Source organism: Hoylesella shahii (assembly GCF_937990675.1).
GTDB classification, from domain to species: domain Bacteria; phylum Bacteroidota; class Bacteroidia; order Bacteroidales; family Bacteroidaceae; genus Prevotella; species Prevotella shahii.
In genome coordinates this window covers 123557-143124 of the sequence record NZ_CALKQY010000049.1, presented here as the reverse complement: position 1 = coordinate 143124, position 19568 = coordinate 123557, and the positions used below count along the sequence as shown (strand labels likewise).

Here is a 19568-nt window from a genome sequence, read left to right as displayed (position 1 = left end):
TATTTTAAAAGACGGATTACGGTGTTGCACCTTTTTAGGAGTAAACCATAATCCGCCAGTTGCTTTAAATACGCTTATTTTGTTGTTTTATTTGGTTTAGGGTTAAAACTCTGCATTATTTCTTGCCCAGCTGTTCACGCTTACGTTGCAGTTCTTGCTGCTGTTGTTGCATAGCCTGAATGCGTGCAGAGAGTCCTCTAAGCTTTTCAGGATTACTCTCAGCCTCTTTATAATTTGCTTCGAGTATTCTAAGCAACTTATCATCGTTAGTGGTTTTGCGTAAGAACCACATGATGGCTGCACTGAAGAACAAGCTAACGAAATAGTAGAAGTTCAGTCCTGAAGAGTAATCATTGAACATAAAGAAGAACATCACTGGCATGAAGTACATCATCCACTGCATCATCTTCATTTGTTCGGCCTGTTGTCCAACCATTTGATCGCGCTGTTGACGCATTGTCATTACTGAATAGAGAACGTTAGACAAGCAGAATAGGATGCAAGTAAGCGACAAGTGGTCGCCAATGAGCCAAACGTTATGTCCCCACTCGTATATTGGGTCGTAAGTAGAGAGGTCTTTTATCCACAAGAAGCTTTGTCCACGCAACTGAATGGCGTTTGGAACGAAGTTAAACATCGCAATCCAAATGGGCATCTGAATAAGCATGGGCAAACATCCTGATAGCGGACTAACGCCATATTTAGCATATTCGCTCATCATGGCCTGCTGCTTTTTCATTTGGTCTTCGGGCTTATTAAACTCTTTGGTTGCTTCTTCGAGTTTTGGTTTAAGCACGCGCATCTTAGCCGAACTTAAATAACTCTTCTTCACCAAAGGGAAAGTGATACCCTTTAAGAGAAGGGTGATAAGGATAAGAACCACACCCATGTTAAAGCCAAAGCCAGTGAGCCAGTCGAATACATAGATCGTGAACCATCTATTAATAACACGGAATAAGGGCCATCCCAGGTAAACCAGTCTTTCTAGCTCAAGATCCTTGCCAAAATTACTTTGACTTTCCATTTGTTGCAACAATCGGAAGTCGTTTGGTCCGTAATAAAAATCCAGTTGCGTAGGTTGTGCACCCGTTGGGTCGAATGTGGTTTTAAGGCGAACTTTGTATTGTTTCAGATAACCAGTACCCTTCTCTTGAGGAATGCTTGTTAGTGTATTGTTTGTACCGAAATCGGTTTTGGCTATCATCACCGCCGAGAAAAACTGGTTTTTAAACGCCACCCAGTCTATCTTATCTTCAATAACCTCGTCTATTTTCTCTGAAGTCTCACTCAGATAGTCGGTTCCTCCATTAGATTTATGGTAAGTTAGCGTGGCATAACGGTTTTCAAAGGTAAAACCTTTCTCCTGTTGTGCACAGCGTTGTTGCCAGTTTATATCTACAGTATTCACCGAAGGGTTAAGAATACCAGCCATTCCCGAAGCCGAAATGCTCGTATGCAGCATGTATTCATTGCCCAACACGTACTTAATGGTAAGTGTTTTACCTGCTGCAGCTTCAGCTGTAAAGGTAACTGTGGTGTCGGTTACTTCAGAAGGCGTGAAAAACAAATCGGCAGTACTAATATATCCGTCTTTCGTTGCAAAGGTATAATTAAGATTTTGGTCTTTACCTTGGAACAACGTTACATTCTTATTACCATTTCTGTCGGCGAAATTATTAATAACCACCTTATCAACTACACCTCCCTTGGTGTTAAGTTGTATTTGCACTTTATTATTTTTCAGCACGATGGGTTGTGCTTCGCCCGTCAATGCCTTATGAAACAAAGCACTTGTGTCGGTGGCTGCTTGTTGTAGAGCCTGAGCGCGAGCAGCTTCAGCTTTAGCTTTAGCTTGCGTTTGCTCCTCTTTGTTTTTCTTTTCAATCTGTTCCTTTTGCTGTTGCTTAGCCAATTCTTCTTCAGAAGGGCGGTTCCAAAGACTGAAACCAATAAGCACAAAGCCAATGAGAATGAAACCGATAAGATTGTTTTTATTCATTATGTCTTGTCTATTTATCCCGTAAAACTAATGCTAAACATGTCTCTAGGACACAGCACAGTCTGCGGGTGATAATCAGATTATGTGAAATTATTTTTTGTTTGCTATTGCTGCCTTAACGAAATCAACGAATAAGGGGTGCGGATTAAGTACAGTGCTTTGGTATTCGGGATGGAATTGTGTACCAAGATACCACTTCAAGCCCGGTATTTCCACTATTTCAACAAGGTCGCTTTCAGGGTTCTTACCCACACAAGCCATTCCTGCACGTTCGTATTCTTTTTGGAAGTCGTTGTTAAATTCGTAACGGTGACGATGTCTTTCCTGTATATGTTCGTGCTTATAGATATCTATTACACGAGAAGTTTGCTTCAATACGCACTCATAAGCACCAAGACGCATTGTACCGCCCATGTTGGTAATGTTTTTTTGCTCCTCCATAATATCAATGACGTTGTGCTCTGTCTTCTCATCCATCTCACGACTGTTAGCATCTTCATATCCAAGAACATTACGAGCAAACTCTATCACCATCATTTGCATACCTAGACATATACCAAAGGTTGGCAAATCGTTGGTTCGTGCATAGTGGGCTGCAATGATTTTACCTTCTGTCCCTCGCTGTCCAAATCCCGGACAGATAACAATACCGTCAAAGTCAGCCAACTGTTCTGCCACATTTTCCTTTGTGAGTTTCTCCGAATTGATGAAAGAAAGCACTGTTTTGCGGTCGTTATATGTACCTGCTTGATACAAACTTTCGCGAATACTCTTATAAGCATCCTGCAAATCATACTTACCAACAAGCCCGATATGCACCTCGTTAGTGGCTTGTCTGCGTCTTTCGAGGAATTTACGCCAAGGGCCAAGTGCTGGTTTTTCGCCAATGGGTTCGCCCATCTTTTTCAAAATAGCCACATCCAAGCCCTGCTCTTGCATTCCAATGGGAGCTTCATAAATGCTTGGCAAGTCTTCGCTTTGCACCACGCAATCTAAATCCACATTACAGAAGGCGGCAACCTTCTTTAAAATGCCTGTATCGAGTTTCTTTTCAGTACGCAACACCAACACATCGGGCTGAATACCCACGCTTTGCAACTCCTTAACGCTATGTTGTGTAGGCTTTGTTTTAAGCTCTTGAGCAGCTTTTAGATAAGGGATATAGGTAAGATGCACGCAAACAGCCTTCTTTCCCAATTCCCATTTCAGTTGTCTAATAGCTTCAAGGAATGGTGTCGACTCGATGTCGCCCACTGTTCCACCAATTTCTGTAATAACAAAATCGTAGTGATACTTCTCACCAAGCAGCTTAACGTTGCGTTTAATCTCATCGGTGATATGCGGAACAACCTGGATGGTCTTTCCCAAATAGTCGCCTCTGCGCTCTTTATCAATAACCGACTTGTAAATCCTTCCCGTGGTTAGCGAGTTGGCTTTAGTTGTTTTTATGTCGGTAAAACGTTCATAGTGTCCCAAGTCGAGGTCTGTTTCCATCCCGTCCACTGTGACGTAGCATTCGCCGTGTTCGTAGGGGTTGAGCGTTCCGGGGTCGATGTTGATGTAAGGGTCGAACTTCTGAATGGTAATGTTATATCCTCTTGCCTGAAGAAGCTTACCAATTGACGAGGAGATAATGCCTTTGCCTAGCGAAGAAACCACTCCACCCGTTACGAAAATATACTTAGTCTCTGCCACAATGATATAATTTTTTTGTTTATAAACACATTAATTGTACCCAATACCTGCTAGTTTCAGCCTAAGGCGGGCATCTTTTTTCTTAATCTGCAAATGTACGATAAAAAAATGAGATGCACAAGAATTAAAGGAACGTTATCACCTGCACACTAAAAAATAAGTTCTTGCACGCTTTTCTTCTGCGCCACAGCATCTCTTTACACTTAATTTCTTTTATCTTTTTTGTCTTAAACACTATTATGCCGATCATATATTATGCCCTTATTCCAAACATTGACTTCCATAAAAGAATCGGCGTGAGTGCGACTTGCACAACAATACATCTATATGCGCATCTCTTTTAAAATGGCTGCCATTTTTTGAACCGTTGCCACACGCGTTGGCACAAGCGGTAAACGTAACTCGTTTTCTATAAAGCCCATCTCGTGCAGTAATGCTTTAACTCCTGCAGGATTACCATCCACAAATAGTAGACTATATAACTCGGTAAAACGATGGTGAATTTTACGAGCTGGCTCGTATTCGCCATTAAATTCAAGCCTTATCATACGCGAGAACTCTCGTGGTAAGGCATTTCCAATAACCGAAATCACACCTGCTGCTCCACTGGCAATCATTGGAAAGGCCAAAGCATCATCACCACTTAGTACATCAAAATGGGCCGGTTTGTTCTTGATAATCTCGTCCACCTGTTCCAAACTTCCTCCAGCTTCTTTAACAGCAATGATATTTCGGCAGTCGGTGGCTAGTCTTACGGTTGTCTCTGCTTTCATATTAATGCCCGTTCTTCCAGGAACATTATATAAAACAATAGGTAACGGACTATTGTCGGCTATCATTTTAAAATGTCTATACAGTCCTTCTTGAGAGGGTTTATTATAATATGGACAAACACTAAGTATTCCGTCAACACCACGAAGGTCCATCGTTTGTAGTTCTTTAACCACGGCCACAGTATTATTTCCGCCACAACCCAAAAGCACAGGCAGCTTACCTTGATTTACTTCAACCACAAATCGTTTCACCTCTTCGCGTTCTTCTCGGTCTAAGCAAGGTGTTTCGCCCGTTGTCCCAAGAACGCAAAGAAAGTCGGCTCCGTTCTCAGTTTGATATTCTACAAGGCGCTTAAGTGCCATATAGTCTATCGACCCATCTGTCTTAAATGGTGTTACAAGGGCTATTCCCAATCCTTTAAATATGTTCGTTGCCATAAAATTGGTTTCTTATGTTTGGATAGTGCAAAGATAAGGGAATTTGAATGAATAACAAAACCTAATTATACGGATTTTTCAACCACTTCATTATAATTGTATTTCGCATGGATGGTTATTTTGCTTTTAACTAAAGCTGTGTCTAGCTTTATAACTAACATTGCGAATTAATTTCAACATAATTTTCTCCTCAACTATGTTCTTTGGCTTTTCCTGTGTAACTCCATTTTCTTTTTATCGTTTCTTGCGCTCTAATTTGCCTGTGCTCATTTCATCTTCGTATTGAATGGTTAATGTTGTTGTTTTACTTTTCAAATTTCAACAGCTCATCACAAAAACTTACAACGCAGTCTAAGTATTTCCTTTAACTACAACTATTGGCCGTGTAGCGCATGTTGCTTTTTAATAGACTTGAAGCAAATTACTTAACTTTATACATAGATATCATAAGAAAAACCAATATTACATTCCTAAAATGTAAAATATTTATACCAATATTTAACATTAAGAGTGGCGTCGACGCAAAATTTCAAAGACTAGAGCGAAAAATCGCTTATATTTTAAAAGTTTACAAATCATTGATATACAATTAATTATAAAAAAATAGTGCAAAACGCACCTTTTTTAATCAAAATATGTATGTTTAGCTCAACAAAACTGACAAACCAGCTGCCATAATACAGTTTAGCAAAACTAAGGTACTAAACGGCTACTAAACTTTAATAAAACACTGATAATAAATACATTACAGCAATATCCAATAGCTTTAGCTTTCAAACTTGTAGCTAGGTACTTTGCGTTTTGGTGCTAAATGCACTGCGTTTTGGTGCTAAATGCACTGCGTTTTGATGCTAAATGCACTGCGTTTTGGTGCTAAACGCACTGCGTTTTGATGCTAAATGCGTCTTAACGATAAATATTTAAACTGTATTTCTTTGTTCTTCCGAACTCAAATTTGGCAATATTTTCTCAAAATAGAAATGCTAAACCATAGTAAATAGCTAAAGTCTTAGCGAAAAAGTGATTGAAACATGTCAAGAAATTCATTCTAGAGTGGCTATTTATATACTATTTGGCTTCATCTTTCACCTAGAAGCGTCAGACAGAAAATTGGTATTTGTAAAATAATTTTATCAAATTAACAATTACATAAATTTACTTGGATATCAAAATCCAACTGAAATCAGTCGTTATAGCCTTTTATTTATAAAGTCAGAAGCATCAAAAATGCTGCAAAATTAAAGCGGGCCTGATGGCTTAACAAGGTATAAAAGTTGGGAGTAGACAACTTTTATACGGTGATTGAGACCTTTAAGTTCCATTATAATACTATACTCAATTTCGTTATCAACACAGCAACCAAATGCAAATGCCTAATTCTTGCACACAAAAATCAAAGCTTTCAGAGCACAGTTTAGGGGAGTGACGGATATTCCGTTCTTGATGTATAGGCTTATGAAATTATGTGCATGAGGGGGAAGGACTTACAACTGGGTTTTACTACTGCCTCATAGTTTTCTCATCAGCAAGTCTATGCAAATACAAAGATTTCCGACTCCATTATCAAACAACACACTGCACATAAAGAACTACAAAACAATAAGAGAGGTTACACAGCTTGTGCACCTCTCTTATTATTATCCTTTAACTTACCGACTTAATCCATATAGAATTGAGCAGGGATATTAGCAGTCAAAGGCGAATGAGATTTCTTAACAGGAAAGTTGGTACAAACCTGCGGAATAATGCCATTGGTAGGCAAGAAACCGTTTGGCAAGTTCTTGCGGTAAAGTACATCTTTACGGTAATGTGCCTCCGCTCCTTCTGCAATACTCATACCAAGCATTCCACTGCGCCAATCCCCATCGTTGTCTACCTCGTTCATCACATCCACAAGTTCTGCGCAATCAGATGGGATAGCAACTTTTCCCGCTTGCATATCTTGCAACTGTTTAATCACTCGTTGCATCCACGCTTCGTTGCATTGATGCTCTTTGTCTACAGCAACGATGGTAATAGCATAGAAAGCATCCTCCCCTTTGTTCCCTGGTCTGTAAAGTTCTGATTGTGCCGCAACAACTCCTCGATACACAATTGGAACCTCACTATACTTTCTTCTCCATTTATCTTTGCCAAACCAAGGTGCCTTACCTGCAACAGACTTGAAGAATTCGCTTTCGGTACTACGGGGTGTCTTCATATACGGTTCAAGCTTAGAGAGATTGGTACAATTCTCTTGTCCATTTCGTATTTCTTCCTGCGCGGCATTCCTAGCAGTCCTTACATCCTGCTTAGCTTTGCGATACTCACTCACGTCATAACCCTGTGCTTCTAGTTCGTCTAATCGTTCATCTGGAATAGATTGTTTAAAATTATCCAGTTGTTTGTTAAGTTGGTTCTTAAAAAATCCCATAAATAGTTTTTATTTATATTAATACTTGTTTATTAATGTGGTTAACCTTATAGACTCATGCCTCCTCAACCCCGTATCCTCTTTACCACACAACAACTAGCGCCTTACAGATAGAATTTGAGTTTAAATTTAAATATCACATTCTTTTGTTTATTCACATAAGGATGGCATTGCAATTGGATGGGCTGATGTATAGTAGAACTTTTTAGTATTCCGTGCAAAGATACGCATTTAAATTAAATTAACGTGAGTTCAATAAATTATAATTTAATGTTTTTATACTCACGCCATAAAGATAGCTGCGTGTTATTATCAAGCACCAACCATCTAGTACATCCGCAACAAAGCAAACGCTATTGATAACACACTTGCCTATAAGGACAACGCGTGCAACGTTCCCTATCTTTAGTTGGCATGAAAGCACGCTCCTTGTTAAATATCTCCGACAAAAGTGCTTTAAGATGCGCCCAAAAATCATTGTGATAAACGGCGATATCGTTAATGCGCTCTTTTCCTACTCGCAAAACAGGGTCGTTTTCTTCGGACGAAGCTTGCTGAATAAACAGCAGTGCAGGACTAACCGGCAGTTTTTGCTTGTTCCATTTCAACGAGTCGCGAACAATAGCAGCATATAGAAAAGTCTGAAGATAATAATCAGCATGATTTTTTGTAACCTTATCACCAGAGAAGATATCTTCGAAGGCAGTAACTGCCGTTTGCGGTTTTCTACCAGTTTTATAGTCTACCACACGTATTACTTTACCATTACCCTCCTCAACTTCGTCTAATCGGTCTACATAGCCTCCTATTGTCAAGGTATGCGCTTTACCATTAACGTCAAAAACCACCTCTTGTTCTACTGGTTTTTCCATTGCAAGTATTCTAAAAGGAGTAAGGCTGAGATCCATTTGCAACAGCTTTTTAAGATAAGAGATAATCACTCCTCTATTAATCAACTGCAAACCATTATATTGAGGATGTTGATTAGCGTTTGCCACCTTAAATAATTCTTCATTAAACGTTCTATCCACAATACGCTGCAAAGCCGATTTATCAGCCAGAAAATCTTTAATGGCGTTCTCACTAACCGTAAAATTAGCATCCATTAGTTGCTCATAAATAAGCTGTGAACCTTTGTGAAATATGTTTCCGAATGTTCTGTTATCAATATCATCCGTTTCTTCGTCGCTCTCTTTCAATCCGGCCACCGTGTTATAGAAAAACAAAAGCTGACAGCGCAAATAGCGATTAATAGCCGTTGGTGATAACTTATCAAGTTTCATCAACTGTTGCATTATACTATCAGTTTTCTCAACAGCATGTGGTTGCAGCACATTAGGCATTTGACCTGCCTGCAACGATAAGCGTTCAATCTTATGTCCACTCTCCACCAGCATCTGTAACATAAACCTACTCATCTCCCCCGTGTGGCCATCTTCGGTAGCGTTATTATATAAAATGGTAATATTTTGGGCTCGCTGTAACAGTCTATGGAAATAATAAGAATAGATAGCCACTTTGTGGTCTATAGTTGTAAGCGAATGAGCCTTGCGAATAGCGTATGGAATGAACGAAGCATCATTCACCCCTTTGGGCATGTTCCCTTCGTTGCACGATAGTAACAACACATTATCGAAGTCAATATTACGCGTCTCAAGCACCCCCATCACTTGCAAGCCAATAGCAGGTTCACCATGAAAGGGAATACTAGTAGACTGCACCAACTGCGTTATCAAACGTAATAAGGTGATGAGGTCAACGGATAAGTCGCCCGACACAATGAGTTCGTGTAGCCGATTAAACAAGGTGTACATCCTATATATAGCCTCTTTCATCAAGTGGTCGTCAGCTTCTTGTGTGCTTTTGCCAACGGTCTTAAGCATACTTAGTATCCAATCCACCAATTTTGCATGATAGGTTTGCACATCAGCAACACCTTCCTCTAGGTTGGCGAAGATTAAGGTTAGACCTTCATCAACAGCCATTTCCTGGCGTGAGGGATAGTAGGTGTGATGCTCTTCGAGAGCGCGCAATTGCTCAGTACAATTGTCTGATAAGAAAAGACTGTAGGGATGTCTTAGAACTGCTCGTACATATTGCAAACGATATCTCTCTGCACTCTTTGTATAACCAATAGTTTGTAAGTTGATAAGCGCATTAACAAACGAGAAAACGGGCGATTGGGCCAAAGGAAATCCTGTGGTAATATTAACGTTCTCTACTTCCGACGGCAAGCTGTGCACTACCGTTTGGAGCAGATTTTCGTCGCACAGCACCACAGCTGTCTTTCTACCAGCCCTTACAAAGTATTCATTTTGTAACCAATGCCCCACAAACCTGCCTTGAATGGTTTCTGTTGAAGCCGAGATAAAACGCAACTCTTTTTCCGTTCTGAAATTATTGTATATCTCATCATCACGGTTGAATAGTTCGTTGGGAAAAGCTTCCAAATATTGGCGGATGTAATAACCAGCTTCATTGTTGGCTCCTTCCATATAATAGCGGTCGAAATCCCAATAAAATTTGGCCTTACCTGCCTTTGCTAATAGTGTAAACAGTTTCTGTTCCACCTTTTGTAGCATATTGAAGCCTACAAATATATAGGTATCGGCATCATAGGTAGCCAAATCATTGTTAACCACTTCGCGATAAAGAGCCCCTTCGTAGGCCAATCCTTCTTCTTGCAAATGGTCATTAAAGCTATTATATATATTGCCAAAGTTTTGCCATAGTTGTAGAAATCTATTTTTCAATTCCGTATTATAGTCGTCAGAGAAGTTACTGAAGAAGCGTTTTAACACCTCTCGTTGCTCTTCGCTAAGATACGAAACGTCGTCTAGTTCGTGAATATTACTAAGATTTCTAAAAACATCTCTGGCATCAGCTAAGTTCTTATCAATGTCATCAAAGTCGCTTAGCATCAGCATTCCCCAACCATAAAAGTGGTCGAGGGTTTCGGTTGTACCTGTGCATTGCACATAAATGCGATAGAGGTCGCACACAAGTTTGATGTTATCAGCCACAACCCGTTCGCTCCTATCCCGAAAAAGCTGACTGATAGTGGTGTAAACAGGACTCCACAACGGGCCATCAGCCATGCGCGCTAGATGCTCGTTAAGGAATAGTGACGCGCGTTTGTTAGGAAAAACAAGGGTAATGCGCGATAAATCAATGCCGTATTTCTTTAATAAATCTTCGGCCACATATTCTAAAAAAGTCTTTCTCATTTCACTTCCTCAATCTTATTACTGTAAACATACCATAAGTATCCACTCACGCGCTTATATCCCATACGTTCTAACAAGGCTATATAGCTGGCCACTTGCGCGTGATACTCTTCTTTGGGTTTACCAAATTTAAAGTCGATCACCCGCATTTCTTCTCCGTTTGTTATTACCCTATCGGGTCTATGGGTAACAACAGCGTTGGTAACAGGGTTAACCGAGAGTATAGAACATTCGTTAAACAGTTGCCATTCAGGCGAAAACCATTCTTTAACACGCTTATCGGCAAATCGTTTGTTAAGCAAATCCACCAGTTTATCTTTAGTTAAATCGCTATCATATAACACACCATCTTGTTCCAACTGCTTTAAAACATTAGGAACATCGGCCAATGTACGAACTTGAGCAAACACTGCGTGCAGCACACTGCCCAGTTTGATATAGTTGTTTTGCTGCGACTCGTCGTCTTCTCCACCAATAAACTCAGAGCTTTTATTACTTTGCAAGAACTGTGCTTGACTTTCATAAACCTTTACATCAAAGCTAAAGGGTTTAGGAATGGCATTAAACACATTGTCTGAAGTGTATTGCTCCAAGTTCTGTGCCGAGTCAATCGAAAGCGAACCATATTGAAACACCACATCTTCATCTTCTGTTGTTTGCAGTTGGCTATTTTCCAGCACATTCGTTAACTGCTCAATGCATTGGCCAATAACTATTGCACGCCCACCTTTTTTATCTTTTTCGCCCATCACAAAAAGGTTTTTTCCGGCTCTTGTAAAAGCCACATACAGCAAATTCATGTTGTCTACCATGTTTTGCAAATACTCTTGTATATAATCTTTTTCAAAAACCGAACCCATTAGCTGTTTCGAAAACATATCAACAGGAACGAGAGGCAGCTCGTTAAAAGGGGCTTCATCGGGCTGACACCATAGAGTGCCATTACCATTTACCAATTTCCAATCGCAGAAAGGCACAATGGTGTGTGCAAATTCAAGCCCCTTACTCTTATGTATTGTTATCAGGCGCACGCCGTTAAGTTCATCGCTTTGTATGGTTTTGGTTTTCATTTCGTTCTCCCATTCGTCTATCACAGCGTTAAGGTCGGTCGAATTATCCACCAAAAAGTTTTGTAGTTTATCGTAAAAAGTGCAGATATAAGCACTTTGTTCAGGCAATCGTTCTAATTGGAAGGCTTGATACACTTCTTCCACAATGCTAAAGATGGGCATAGCCATCAAATGTTGATGGCTATGCCAAAACCGCTCAGGAAGAAAAGTAGCCACATCCACATCTCGTTTAAGCATTTCACGGTTGCCAATGGGGTTGCCTAAGATGTGGGTTTGGTATGCAGTAGCCAGATTTGCTTGAAGCAAACGGTCGCTAGGTTTGGCCAAAACGCGTAGTGCTCCGATGATGATTTGCACGGCGACAGAGGCTTGCAGTTGGAAACCGTCATCAGAAACCAGTCGCACATCGGGCAAATGCACCATCATATAATCGGCAATCAGTGCGATGGTTATATTGTTGCGCACTAGAATGGCGATATCTTTTGCTCTTGCTCCTTGCTCAAGCAAACTTTTAACGGTGTCGCACACCTTAGCCAGCATACGCTCTTCGCATTCGGCTTTACTAAAAAGTGTCACCTCTACCCTTCCCTTAGGCTGCTTTTGTGTGGGTACAAGCTGTTTCACATCTTGGTAAGCCATTTGCATTTGCATTGCTCCGTCAGGCGAAAGTTCTTTTAATTCGCGTTGTTCGATATCGCAAGCCAATTCAAAGAAAGCATTATTAAAATCAACGATATTACGTTCAGAGCGATAGTTGGTTGTCATTCGCTCAACCTTAAACGCATGTGGCGAATTAGAGAATTGCTTTTCTATTTCGTTTAATAATCGCCAGTCGCCTGAGCGCCACCTATATATACTTTGTTTCACATCACCCACAATCAAACTTTGCGATTGGTTATGACTCATGCACTCTTGCAACAGCACTTTGAAGTTTGCCCATTGCACAGTACTTGTGTCTTGAAACTCGTCAATCATGATGTGTTCGAGCTGCGTGCCTATCTTCTCGAAGATAAAAGGCGAATCACTATCTTGTATCAATGCATTCAACAAACTTTGCGTATCGCTCAATAAAAAATGATTAGATTGCTCGTTTATTTCGCGCACTTTAATTTCAATCTTGTCAAGAAGACGCAATTGGTCTAGGTGGCGCAAGGCTAGACGAGCAGATTTCAACATTTTAACTTGTTCAACACGCACCTTTTCCGACTCGTTAAGATAGTCGAAAAGCACATTTCTCACCACCGTTAGCGTGTGCCCATCGCCGTTTTGTTCTTTCTTTCCCACCCAAGCATTGGGGTCTTCCATAGCATCGAGCACCCGTTTGCCCAATATTTCGTCAGCATCTCCTTTGCCATTCTTTAGTTTGACGAAATAACCGCACACGCCTTTATCTTTATTCGAAAAATCGTTTACAGTCAATTGGTTTTCGTCCAGTAGTTCAAAAAAATGGTTTCCTAGTTGTTCAAGTCTTTGTTCAGCATCTTTACCTAAGGCTCTGATACGCTTTACATAGCTATCAAAAAGCTCTTCGTTTTCCATGAGCGCATTAAGTTGCTTTCGATTGTCTTTATACACATCTCTAAAGACATTCATACCAAACTGCTTTATCTGCCCAATTACATTCCAACTCTTATCCTCGGCTATATTTTGTTGGATATATTCCATTATCCACTTCAACACTTTGCTCGTTGGCGTAAGCTCTTCTATCAGCTTATCCACTGCCATTTGTTCAACCTGAGCATCGTTCAAGCCCACATGAAGATTAGCAGTGAGGTCGAGTTCGCGTGCTAAATTGCGCAAGACAGCTTGAAAAAAGGTGTCGATTGTCTCAACTCTAAAGTAGTTGTAATTGTGTAATAGGTTGCTTAAAGCTATGCCAGCCTGTTTCGAGGCGAACTCTGGAGTAATATCTAGCTCGCTTGTAACCTTGTCTAAATAGCCTTTCGAGCTGGGCAGAAGCTTCCAAATGCCATAAAGCTGACTCAAAATGCGAAGTTTCATCTCTTCGGTTGCCTTATTGGTAAAGGTCACAGCAAGGATGTTACGGTAGCTATAAGGATTGCTTATCAATATTTTGATATAGTTTACAGCCAAGGTGAAGGTCTTACCGCTTCCTGCACTGGCCTTATAAACAGTTAATGGGGTATGCATGGTGTTACTTGTTTTAATTTTAACGTATAAGTTTGCATCGTCAGTGTTACCAATGTCTAAACAATTCGAAACCAAATTTTAATCCAAACCCATTGAATTTCCAATTGCGGTTTGAAACAAATGCACCTATAGTAAATAGTCTTGTGGTGAAGCCATAACCCAATTCAAAATAGGGATGTAGCTCTTTCACCGCTAATGCACTTACATATATACGTTCCATCTCTATGTAATGCCCTACGTATGGCAACCAACTGGCCACTAGTAAGGGTGTTTCATAAGTAAAATTAGTACGCACATAATAGTTGGAGGCGTTATACCAACTAGCATCTAACAATTCGAACTCGCCCGACCAGCCATCGTTCCAACCACCAGGAATGGTGTTTTCGCGAAAATTAGCGTAGTCTAGAAAGTAAGACGATTGGTCTTTTTGCGTGTAAAATCCTGTTCCTAAACGCATAGACAAACAGCGAAGGCGAGATAAACGATAGAGGTACTGACCATCAATTTCCCAACGCTCGTAGCCAATGTTCGACTTAAAGACGTGTTTAAGACTACGTTCATAGTCGATAGTGAATATCGGTCCACTCCATCCCCATGGCCTAATGCTTACTTCTATGTTAGGCGCAAATGAGCGATATTCCTTTGGAAAGTCGAGCAACTCAAAAGGAATGAGGTCTAATGGTTTGCGCTTATGAAAAACAAAGCCCGTCTTTAGGCCCCATTTTGGAGAGAGGTCTATATTGGTTTCAAATCTTAAGTAGTTGTCGGTAAACTGATATAGGTCGTTTCCTACATCAATTAATCTGTGCAACAACGACTCCGACAAACGTTCGGCTATCGTTGAACTATATATTCTATTACCTGTGCTGAGTTCTATTCGCGAGTAGAAGTTGCGTTGTTGATTAAAAGTTAAGATTAAAGGAGCATAAAATGTAACTCGCTTTTCACCAAAATAATAAGCCGCCTTTAGCTGTGCAAACAGCGACATGCGTGGATTGAACGTATAACCAAATCTAAAATCATTGCGATAAGTAAAACCACGACTGGGCGAATACTCCATATAAAAAGGGTCGAACGGTGCATTAAATCGGAAATAACCCTGATTAGACTTACCAAAATCACTCCCGATCCGGTCTACTAAATAGTCGCCTAGCTTACGCCAAAATCTTCCACGTGGCTTTTCTGTCTGCGTTCTCACTGTGTCTTGGCCAATATCAGCCATATACACAGGATTAAAAAGTTCTTTTTCGATGCGGGTAAGACTATCGTTGCGTAAGGCATTAAGCGTAAATGCAGGCTTATTAGACTTAATTTGGGTGCTGTCTATGGGTGGCATGTCGTAGTTTACGCGATAAGTTGCAGCCATACGATTGCCCATAAACTTAAAGGTGGTTCGCAAAATGCAGCGCCTCACCATCAGCTTGTCGTGTTGTTTATCTCCCGTATCAGTGTCTAGCTCAAACCGAAGCATGTTATATTCGCCCTCGGCGTGGCAAGTGATAACCCTACCCGTTCGCACATCAATCACGGCATTGCCCTTAACAAGTTGCGTATTGTCAACCTTGGGTTTAAAACTGAGTAAGGCCAAGCTGTCTGTTTGAGATACAACATGCAGGCGATAAAACATCTTGTTATGTCGACTAAATGGTGAAAGCAAAAACTTATCTACCAAAGTAACACGATAAAGCGTCGGCGACAAATACATCAGCGCAGGAGGAAGAATGTTCTCGCTGTGTGGAAGGGTGGTATAAGAAATTAAAGTTTTACTGTCACGAACTCCTTTTTTATTGTACACATGCTGCCTTATGCTTTCACCTATGAAGTGTCGCCTACCACTCCTAGCCATATCAAACAGGTTTGGGACAGCCATCAAAAAAATGTTTTTACGACGTATGTCAATGGTATAACGCGTATAAGAATAATAAGAAGTATCGGTTGGTTGCACATAACTGCTGTCTGTATAGCGATAGATGCGGTTCAACAACAGCGTGTCTGTTGTTGTAGTAGCCTTACCTGGTAAAGTTATCAACAGGCATAAAGCACAAAGCGTTGTTGTTAACCACTTCTTCATAAATGGCAAAGTTAGCGAAAATCATTGAGAAAATGTAAAACCAAGAGCGCAAAAGATAACAAAGAACCATAAAACCATTTTTTCATAGCACCCTGCAAGTGCATCAGTGCTGTGATTTAAGTTAAGCAGAGCAATTTTTAGTGTAATATGGAAAAAATATTATATTTAGTAGTTCATGTGAAGCTTTATGCTTAACTTTGTAAAATCATTTAACTTAACCTACTCATGAAAATACGTCTAGTGATAACGTTATTACTGATATTATGTTTTCTCCCTTTGTTTGCACAAAATGAAAACAATTGGGAGGAATTCTATCAACGCTGGTTGGAGAATAACGAACAAATGGAAGATACCAATGAAGAAGTGTTTGAAACCTTAGCCGAAATGCAAACGCACCCCATTAATCTAAATAATGCCAAACGCGAGGATTTAGAAAGACTACCATTTCTCACAGCTCAACAGGTGGAAAGCATCTGCGAATATCTTTATCATTATGCACCTATGCGTTCGGTGGCAGAACTAGCATTAATAGAGGCTATCGACTATGACACACGTCTGTTGTTACAATGTTTTGTATATATAGATGATAGTAGGCCTCAACAGTTTCCATCGCTACGCAACATCTTGAAATATGGTAAACACGAATTAGCCGGTGAGGTAAAATTTCCACTTACAAGCCCTTCGCTGGCTAGCAAAAAATATCTTGGATACGATGTTAGACATTGGTTAAAATACGATTTCCATCTAGGCGATTTTGTCAAAGCAGGACTACTTGCTGCACAAGATGCAGGCGAACCTTTTTTTAGCAAAAGGAATAAAGCTGGTTATGATTTTTATTCGTTCTACTTTATGGTACGCAAATTGGGAAGGATACAAGTAGCAACAGCAGGTCGTTACCGTCTTAGGTTTGGTATGGGACTGGTGATAAACAACGATTACGGTTTTGGCAAACAGGCTTCGCTAGCTACACTGGGCCGAACAACGGGTCATATACGCTCGCATTCGTCGCGATCAGAAGGTAACTATCTGCAGGGAATGGCTGCAACAGTGAATGTGGCTAAGGGGCTGGATGTGTCGGCTTTTGCCTCTTATAGGTATATAGATGTTACACCAACGAAAAATAAAAAGGCCATCAAAACATTGCTAAAGACGGGTTATCACCGCACAATAACTGAATTGCAGCATAAGCATAACGCTCTGCAAGGGGTGGCTGGTGCCAACTTAAATTATGCACGTAATGGGTTTCATATAGGTATGACGGCCTTATACACAGGCTTTAACCACGAGCTACAACCCGATACTGCTCAACACTATAAACTTTTTTCTGCAAAAGGAAAGCAGTTTTATAACGTTGGATTAGATTATGGCTATCTTAGTAGACGAATAACTGTTGCAGGCGAAACGGCTATTGATAAAAATCAAGCACTAGCCACCATCAATATGATAACACTAAAACTGTGGTCGAGAATCGATTTTGTTGCCATTCAGCGATTTTACTCTTATCGTTATCAAGCACTATTAGGACGAAGTTTTAGCGAAGGTGGACATATAAATAATGAGAGTGGCCTGTATTTGGGCGCTAATTGGCAACCTGCACGCAACTGGTTGGTTACAGCTTATACCGACTACGCCTATTTTGCACTACCCCGTTATCGCGTGTCTACTTCGTCCTTTTCATGGGATAACATGCTCACAGCCAATTATACCCACGGTGTATCTACTTGGATGGCACGTTATCGGTTTAGACTAAAACAAGAAAACGCCACAGGTAGTCATAAAATAATAAACAAAAAGGAAAACAGAGTAAGACTGGCATATGGCCTAAACACAGACAATTGGCACGCTAAGATACAAGCAGATGGTGTATTATCTTGGGGAAAAGCGATGCAAAGAGGATGGATGACTACGATTAATGGCGGATGGCAATCAGCTAAAACCAAAATAGATGCAGTAGTGGGATATTTCAATACCAATAGTTTTGATAGTCGTATATACACCTACGAGCGAGGATTACGCTACAATTTCTCGTTTCCTTCGTTTTTTGGACAAGGCTATCGCACTGCGCTAATAGGGAAACAAGCCTTAAACAGCCATATTCTTCTTTTGGTGAAGTTGGGCTATACGCATCACTTCAGTATACCCAAAAACAAAGACAACGCAAAAACAAATACTCAAAAACAGCAAGCAGATGCAGATTTACAACTAATTTGGAAATTCTAAAGAGCTGTTTAGACAAAGAAAGCAATGATAAGAAGTGGGATTTATCAACGAAAAAGGGAGTATCAAAATGTAGTTAGTGGAAAATGCTTATATTTAGCGTTGCGAAACAATAAACATTGTCTATCAATGAATGCACTTTATAGCACATTCCTACATGATGATCCCCCCCCTTTAAAAGAAGATATTTAAAATTACTTCACTACAACTTTCTTACCATTTACAATATACAAACCCTTGGCTAAGCCCTTAATGTCTTTGCCAACCATACGTCCATCGATGGTATAAACATAAGTGTTAGCTTGCTTTTGCTCAACATTTACATTAGAAATACCAGTAAGTTTGTCCATGGTTGCTATTTCTTCGTCGTTAAACACCTCTGTAATAGGAATGAACTTAAGGGCATTATTTATGTCGTTCACTTCCCATTTGCCCATAAAATGGTGCCATCCAACGTTGCCCCATGCATTGAGGAAGTTTCTAGAGTTTCTTTCAGAGCTATCGCCAATAGAGTAACATTCGCTGCCTTTATTGCTATCAAAAACGTAAAGCGTTTGAGGAACAGTTGTTGCCATAAAGCCCGCAGTTAAAATTCCACCACCGCTATTACCATTACGAACCCATTCGCCTGCTGCATTCTTCACGTAAAGAACATTAGAACCGCCTGCGAGTGGTGTGTCAAAGGTTACATAATTGATGTATTGACCAGCCTCGTTAACAAGAACAATTTGCTTTGTGGTAGGATCAAAGCTATTAACGTGCCATACTTTATATTTAAAATTGGCGTCGGCAACAATTACTGAGTCAGAAATAAGCGTGTCGTTGTCTACAGACAAAACCAAGTTTTTACCAGTGCGTGCACCCAAACCTGTGGGACCATAGCTTGGATTATTGGCTGCAGGAGAATTGAATTGGATAAAGTAACGCGTGGCATTGTTTTTCTTATCAAAGATCTTAAAGTCGAAGTCCCATGAATAAAGTTCTATCTCAGAAGCCTCAACAAAATAAACTTTAGAACCATTATCGCCATCACTCCAAGGACCATATTCGTTTCCTATTCTTTGACCATAATAAAGGTTTACAAAAGAGTTTACGTTTTCTCCTTCAATCATCTTAATAGCTGCATAAGCATTTGAAGGATCAGCATCGTGATTAAGCATCGTGTATGCTTTAAAATTGCTACCAGCGGCAGTTCCTGCTGCCAAACGTTGCCCCGCTGTGGTGCACATCGTCCATGTTTCGCCACCAACAGAGAGTGTAAAAGTCCATGTTTGGTCGGGATTCTGCGTACAAGTCCACGTTTGTTTTGATTTATCAGCTTTGCTCGCAGCCTTAGCCGTGAGATTAGCACCATTTTCATTGGCTGTAATATAGCCCACTTTTTGGTGACCTACTGCTATGTAGTACTGCTTACCACTGATAGGAGCAGATAACCACTCTTGAGCATAGCTAGTCAATGTCAACAAGCACAAAGATAATAGTGTAAAGATTTTCTTCATAATGAATGATTTAAT

Annotated in this window: 9 protein-coding genes; 1 reads left to right on the top strand and 8 read right to left on the bottom strand. The window is 40.3% G+C overall.

All coding sequences use genetic code 11. The annotated features are described in order from the left end of the window. Positions 1 to 115 precede the first annotated feature (115 nt). From yidC to QME03_RS07495, 7 genes are all read right to left on the bottom strand, one after another. A complete protein-coding gene (gene yidC, locus QME03_RS07525; protein ID WP_281723959.1) occupies positions 116 to 1999 on the bottom strand; it encodes a membrane protein insertase YidC in 1884 nt (627 codons plus the stop codon). A 90-nt stretch (positions 2000 to 2089) separates the two neighbouring features. Continuing rightward, positions 2090 to 3694, bottom strand: coding sequence for a CTP synthase (locus QME03_RS07520; RefSeq protein WP_281723958.1), 1605 nt, complete (start codon positions 3692 to 3694; stop codon positions 2090 to 2092). A gap of 323 nt (positions 3695 to 4017) precedes the next feature. Next, on the bottom strand, positions 4018 to 4905 hold the full coding sequence (dapA, locus tag QME03_RS07515; RefSeq protein WP_281723957.1) for a 4-hydroxy-tetrahydrodipicolinate synthase: 888 nt from the start codon (positions 4903 to 4905) through the stop codon (positions 4018 to 4020). 1657 nt (positions 4906 to 6562) lie between these two features. Continuing rightward, on the bottom strand, positions 6563 to 7318 hold the full coding sequence (locus QME03_RS07510) for a hypothetical protein (protein WP_281723956.1): 756 nt from the start codon (positions 7316 to 7318) through the stop codon (positions 6563 to 6565). Between the two features lie 353 nt (positions 7319 to 7671). Continuing rightward, positions 7672 to 10545: a PD-(D/E)XK nuclease family protein gene (locus tag QME03_RS07505; RefSeq protein ID WP_281723955.1), complete on the bottom strand. Its 2874-nt coding sequence runs from the start codon at positions 10543 to 10545 to the stop codon at positions 7672 to 7674. Continuing rightward, positions 10542 to 13766, bottom strand: a complete 3225-nt coding sequence (locus QME03_RS07500; RefSeq protein WP_281723954.1) for a UvrD-helicase domain-containing protein — start codon at positions 13764 to 13766, stop codon at positions 10542 to 10544. Before QME03_RS07500 ends, QME03_RS07505 begins: the two co-directional genes overlap by 4 nt. A 46-nt stretch (positions 13767 to 13812) precedes the next feature. Beyond that, a complete protein-coding gene (locus QME03_RS07495) occupies positions 13813 to 15837 on the bottom strand; it encodes a DUF5686 family protein (protein WP_281723953.1) in 2025 nt (674 codons plus the stop codon). A gap of 225 nt (positions 15838 to 16062) precedes the next feature. On the opposite strand from QME03_RS07495, the gene QME03_RS07490 reads away from it, so the two are divergent. Further along, on the top strand, positions 16063 to 18057 hold the full coding sequence (locus QME03_RS07490) for a helix-hairpin-helix domain-containing protein (RefSeq protein WP_281723952.1): 1995 nt from the start codon (positions 16063 to 16065) through the stop codon (positions 18055 to 18057). A 191-nt stretch (positions 18058 to 18248) separates the two neighbouring features. On the opposite strand, the gene QME03_RS07485 is transcribed toward QME03_RS07490, so the two are convergent. Continuing rightward, entirely contained in the window at positions 18249 to 19553 is a 1305-nt protein-coding gene (locus QME03_RS07485; protein ID WP_281723951.1) for a hypothetical protein, read from the bottom strand. Positions 19554 to 19568 lie beyond the last annotated feature (15 nt).

Bases quoted from the DNA above. Each gene is read 5' to 3' on its own strand.
- QME03_RS07510 (WP_281723956.1), bottom strand. From the start codon at position 7,318: ATGGGATTTTTTAAGAACCAACTTAACAAACAACTGGATAATTTTAAA.
- QME03_RS07495 (WP_281723953.1), bottom strand. From the start codon at position 15,837: ATGAAGAAGTGGTTAACAACAACGCTTTGTGCTTTATGCCTGTTGATA.
- QME03_RS07485 (WP_281723951.1), bottom strand. From the start codon at position 19,553: ATGAAGAAAATCTTTACACTATTATCTTTGTGCTTGTTGACATTGACT.
- QME03_RS07500 (WP_281723954.1), bottom strand. From the start codon at position 13,766: ATGCATACCCCATTAACTGTTTATAAGGCCAGTGCAGGAAGCGGTAAG.
- QME03_RS07490 (WP_281723952.1), top strand. From the start codon at position 16,063: ATGAAAATACGTCTAGTGATAACGTTATTACTGATATTATGTTTTCTC.
- dapA (WP_281723957.1), bottom strand. From the start codon at position 4,905: ATGGCAACGAACATATTTAAAGGATTGGGAATAGCCCTTGTAACACCA.
- yidC (WP_281723959.1), bottom strand. From the start codon at position 1,999: ATGAATAAAAACAATCTTATCGGTTTCATTCTCATTGGCTTTGTGCTT.
- QME03_RS07505 (WP_281723955.1), bottom strand. From the start codon at position 10,545: ATGAGAAAGACTTTTTTAGAATATGTGGCCGAAGATTTATTAAAGAAA.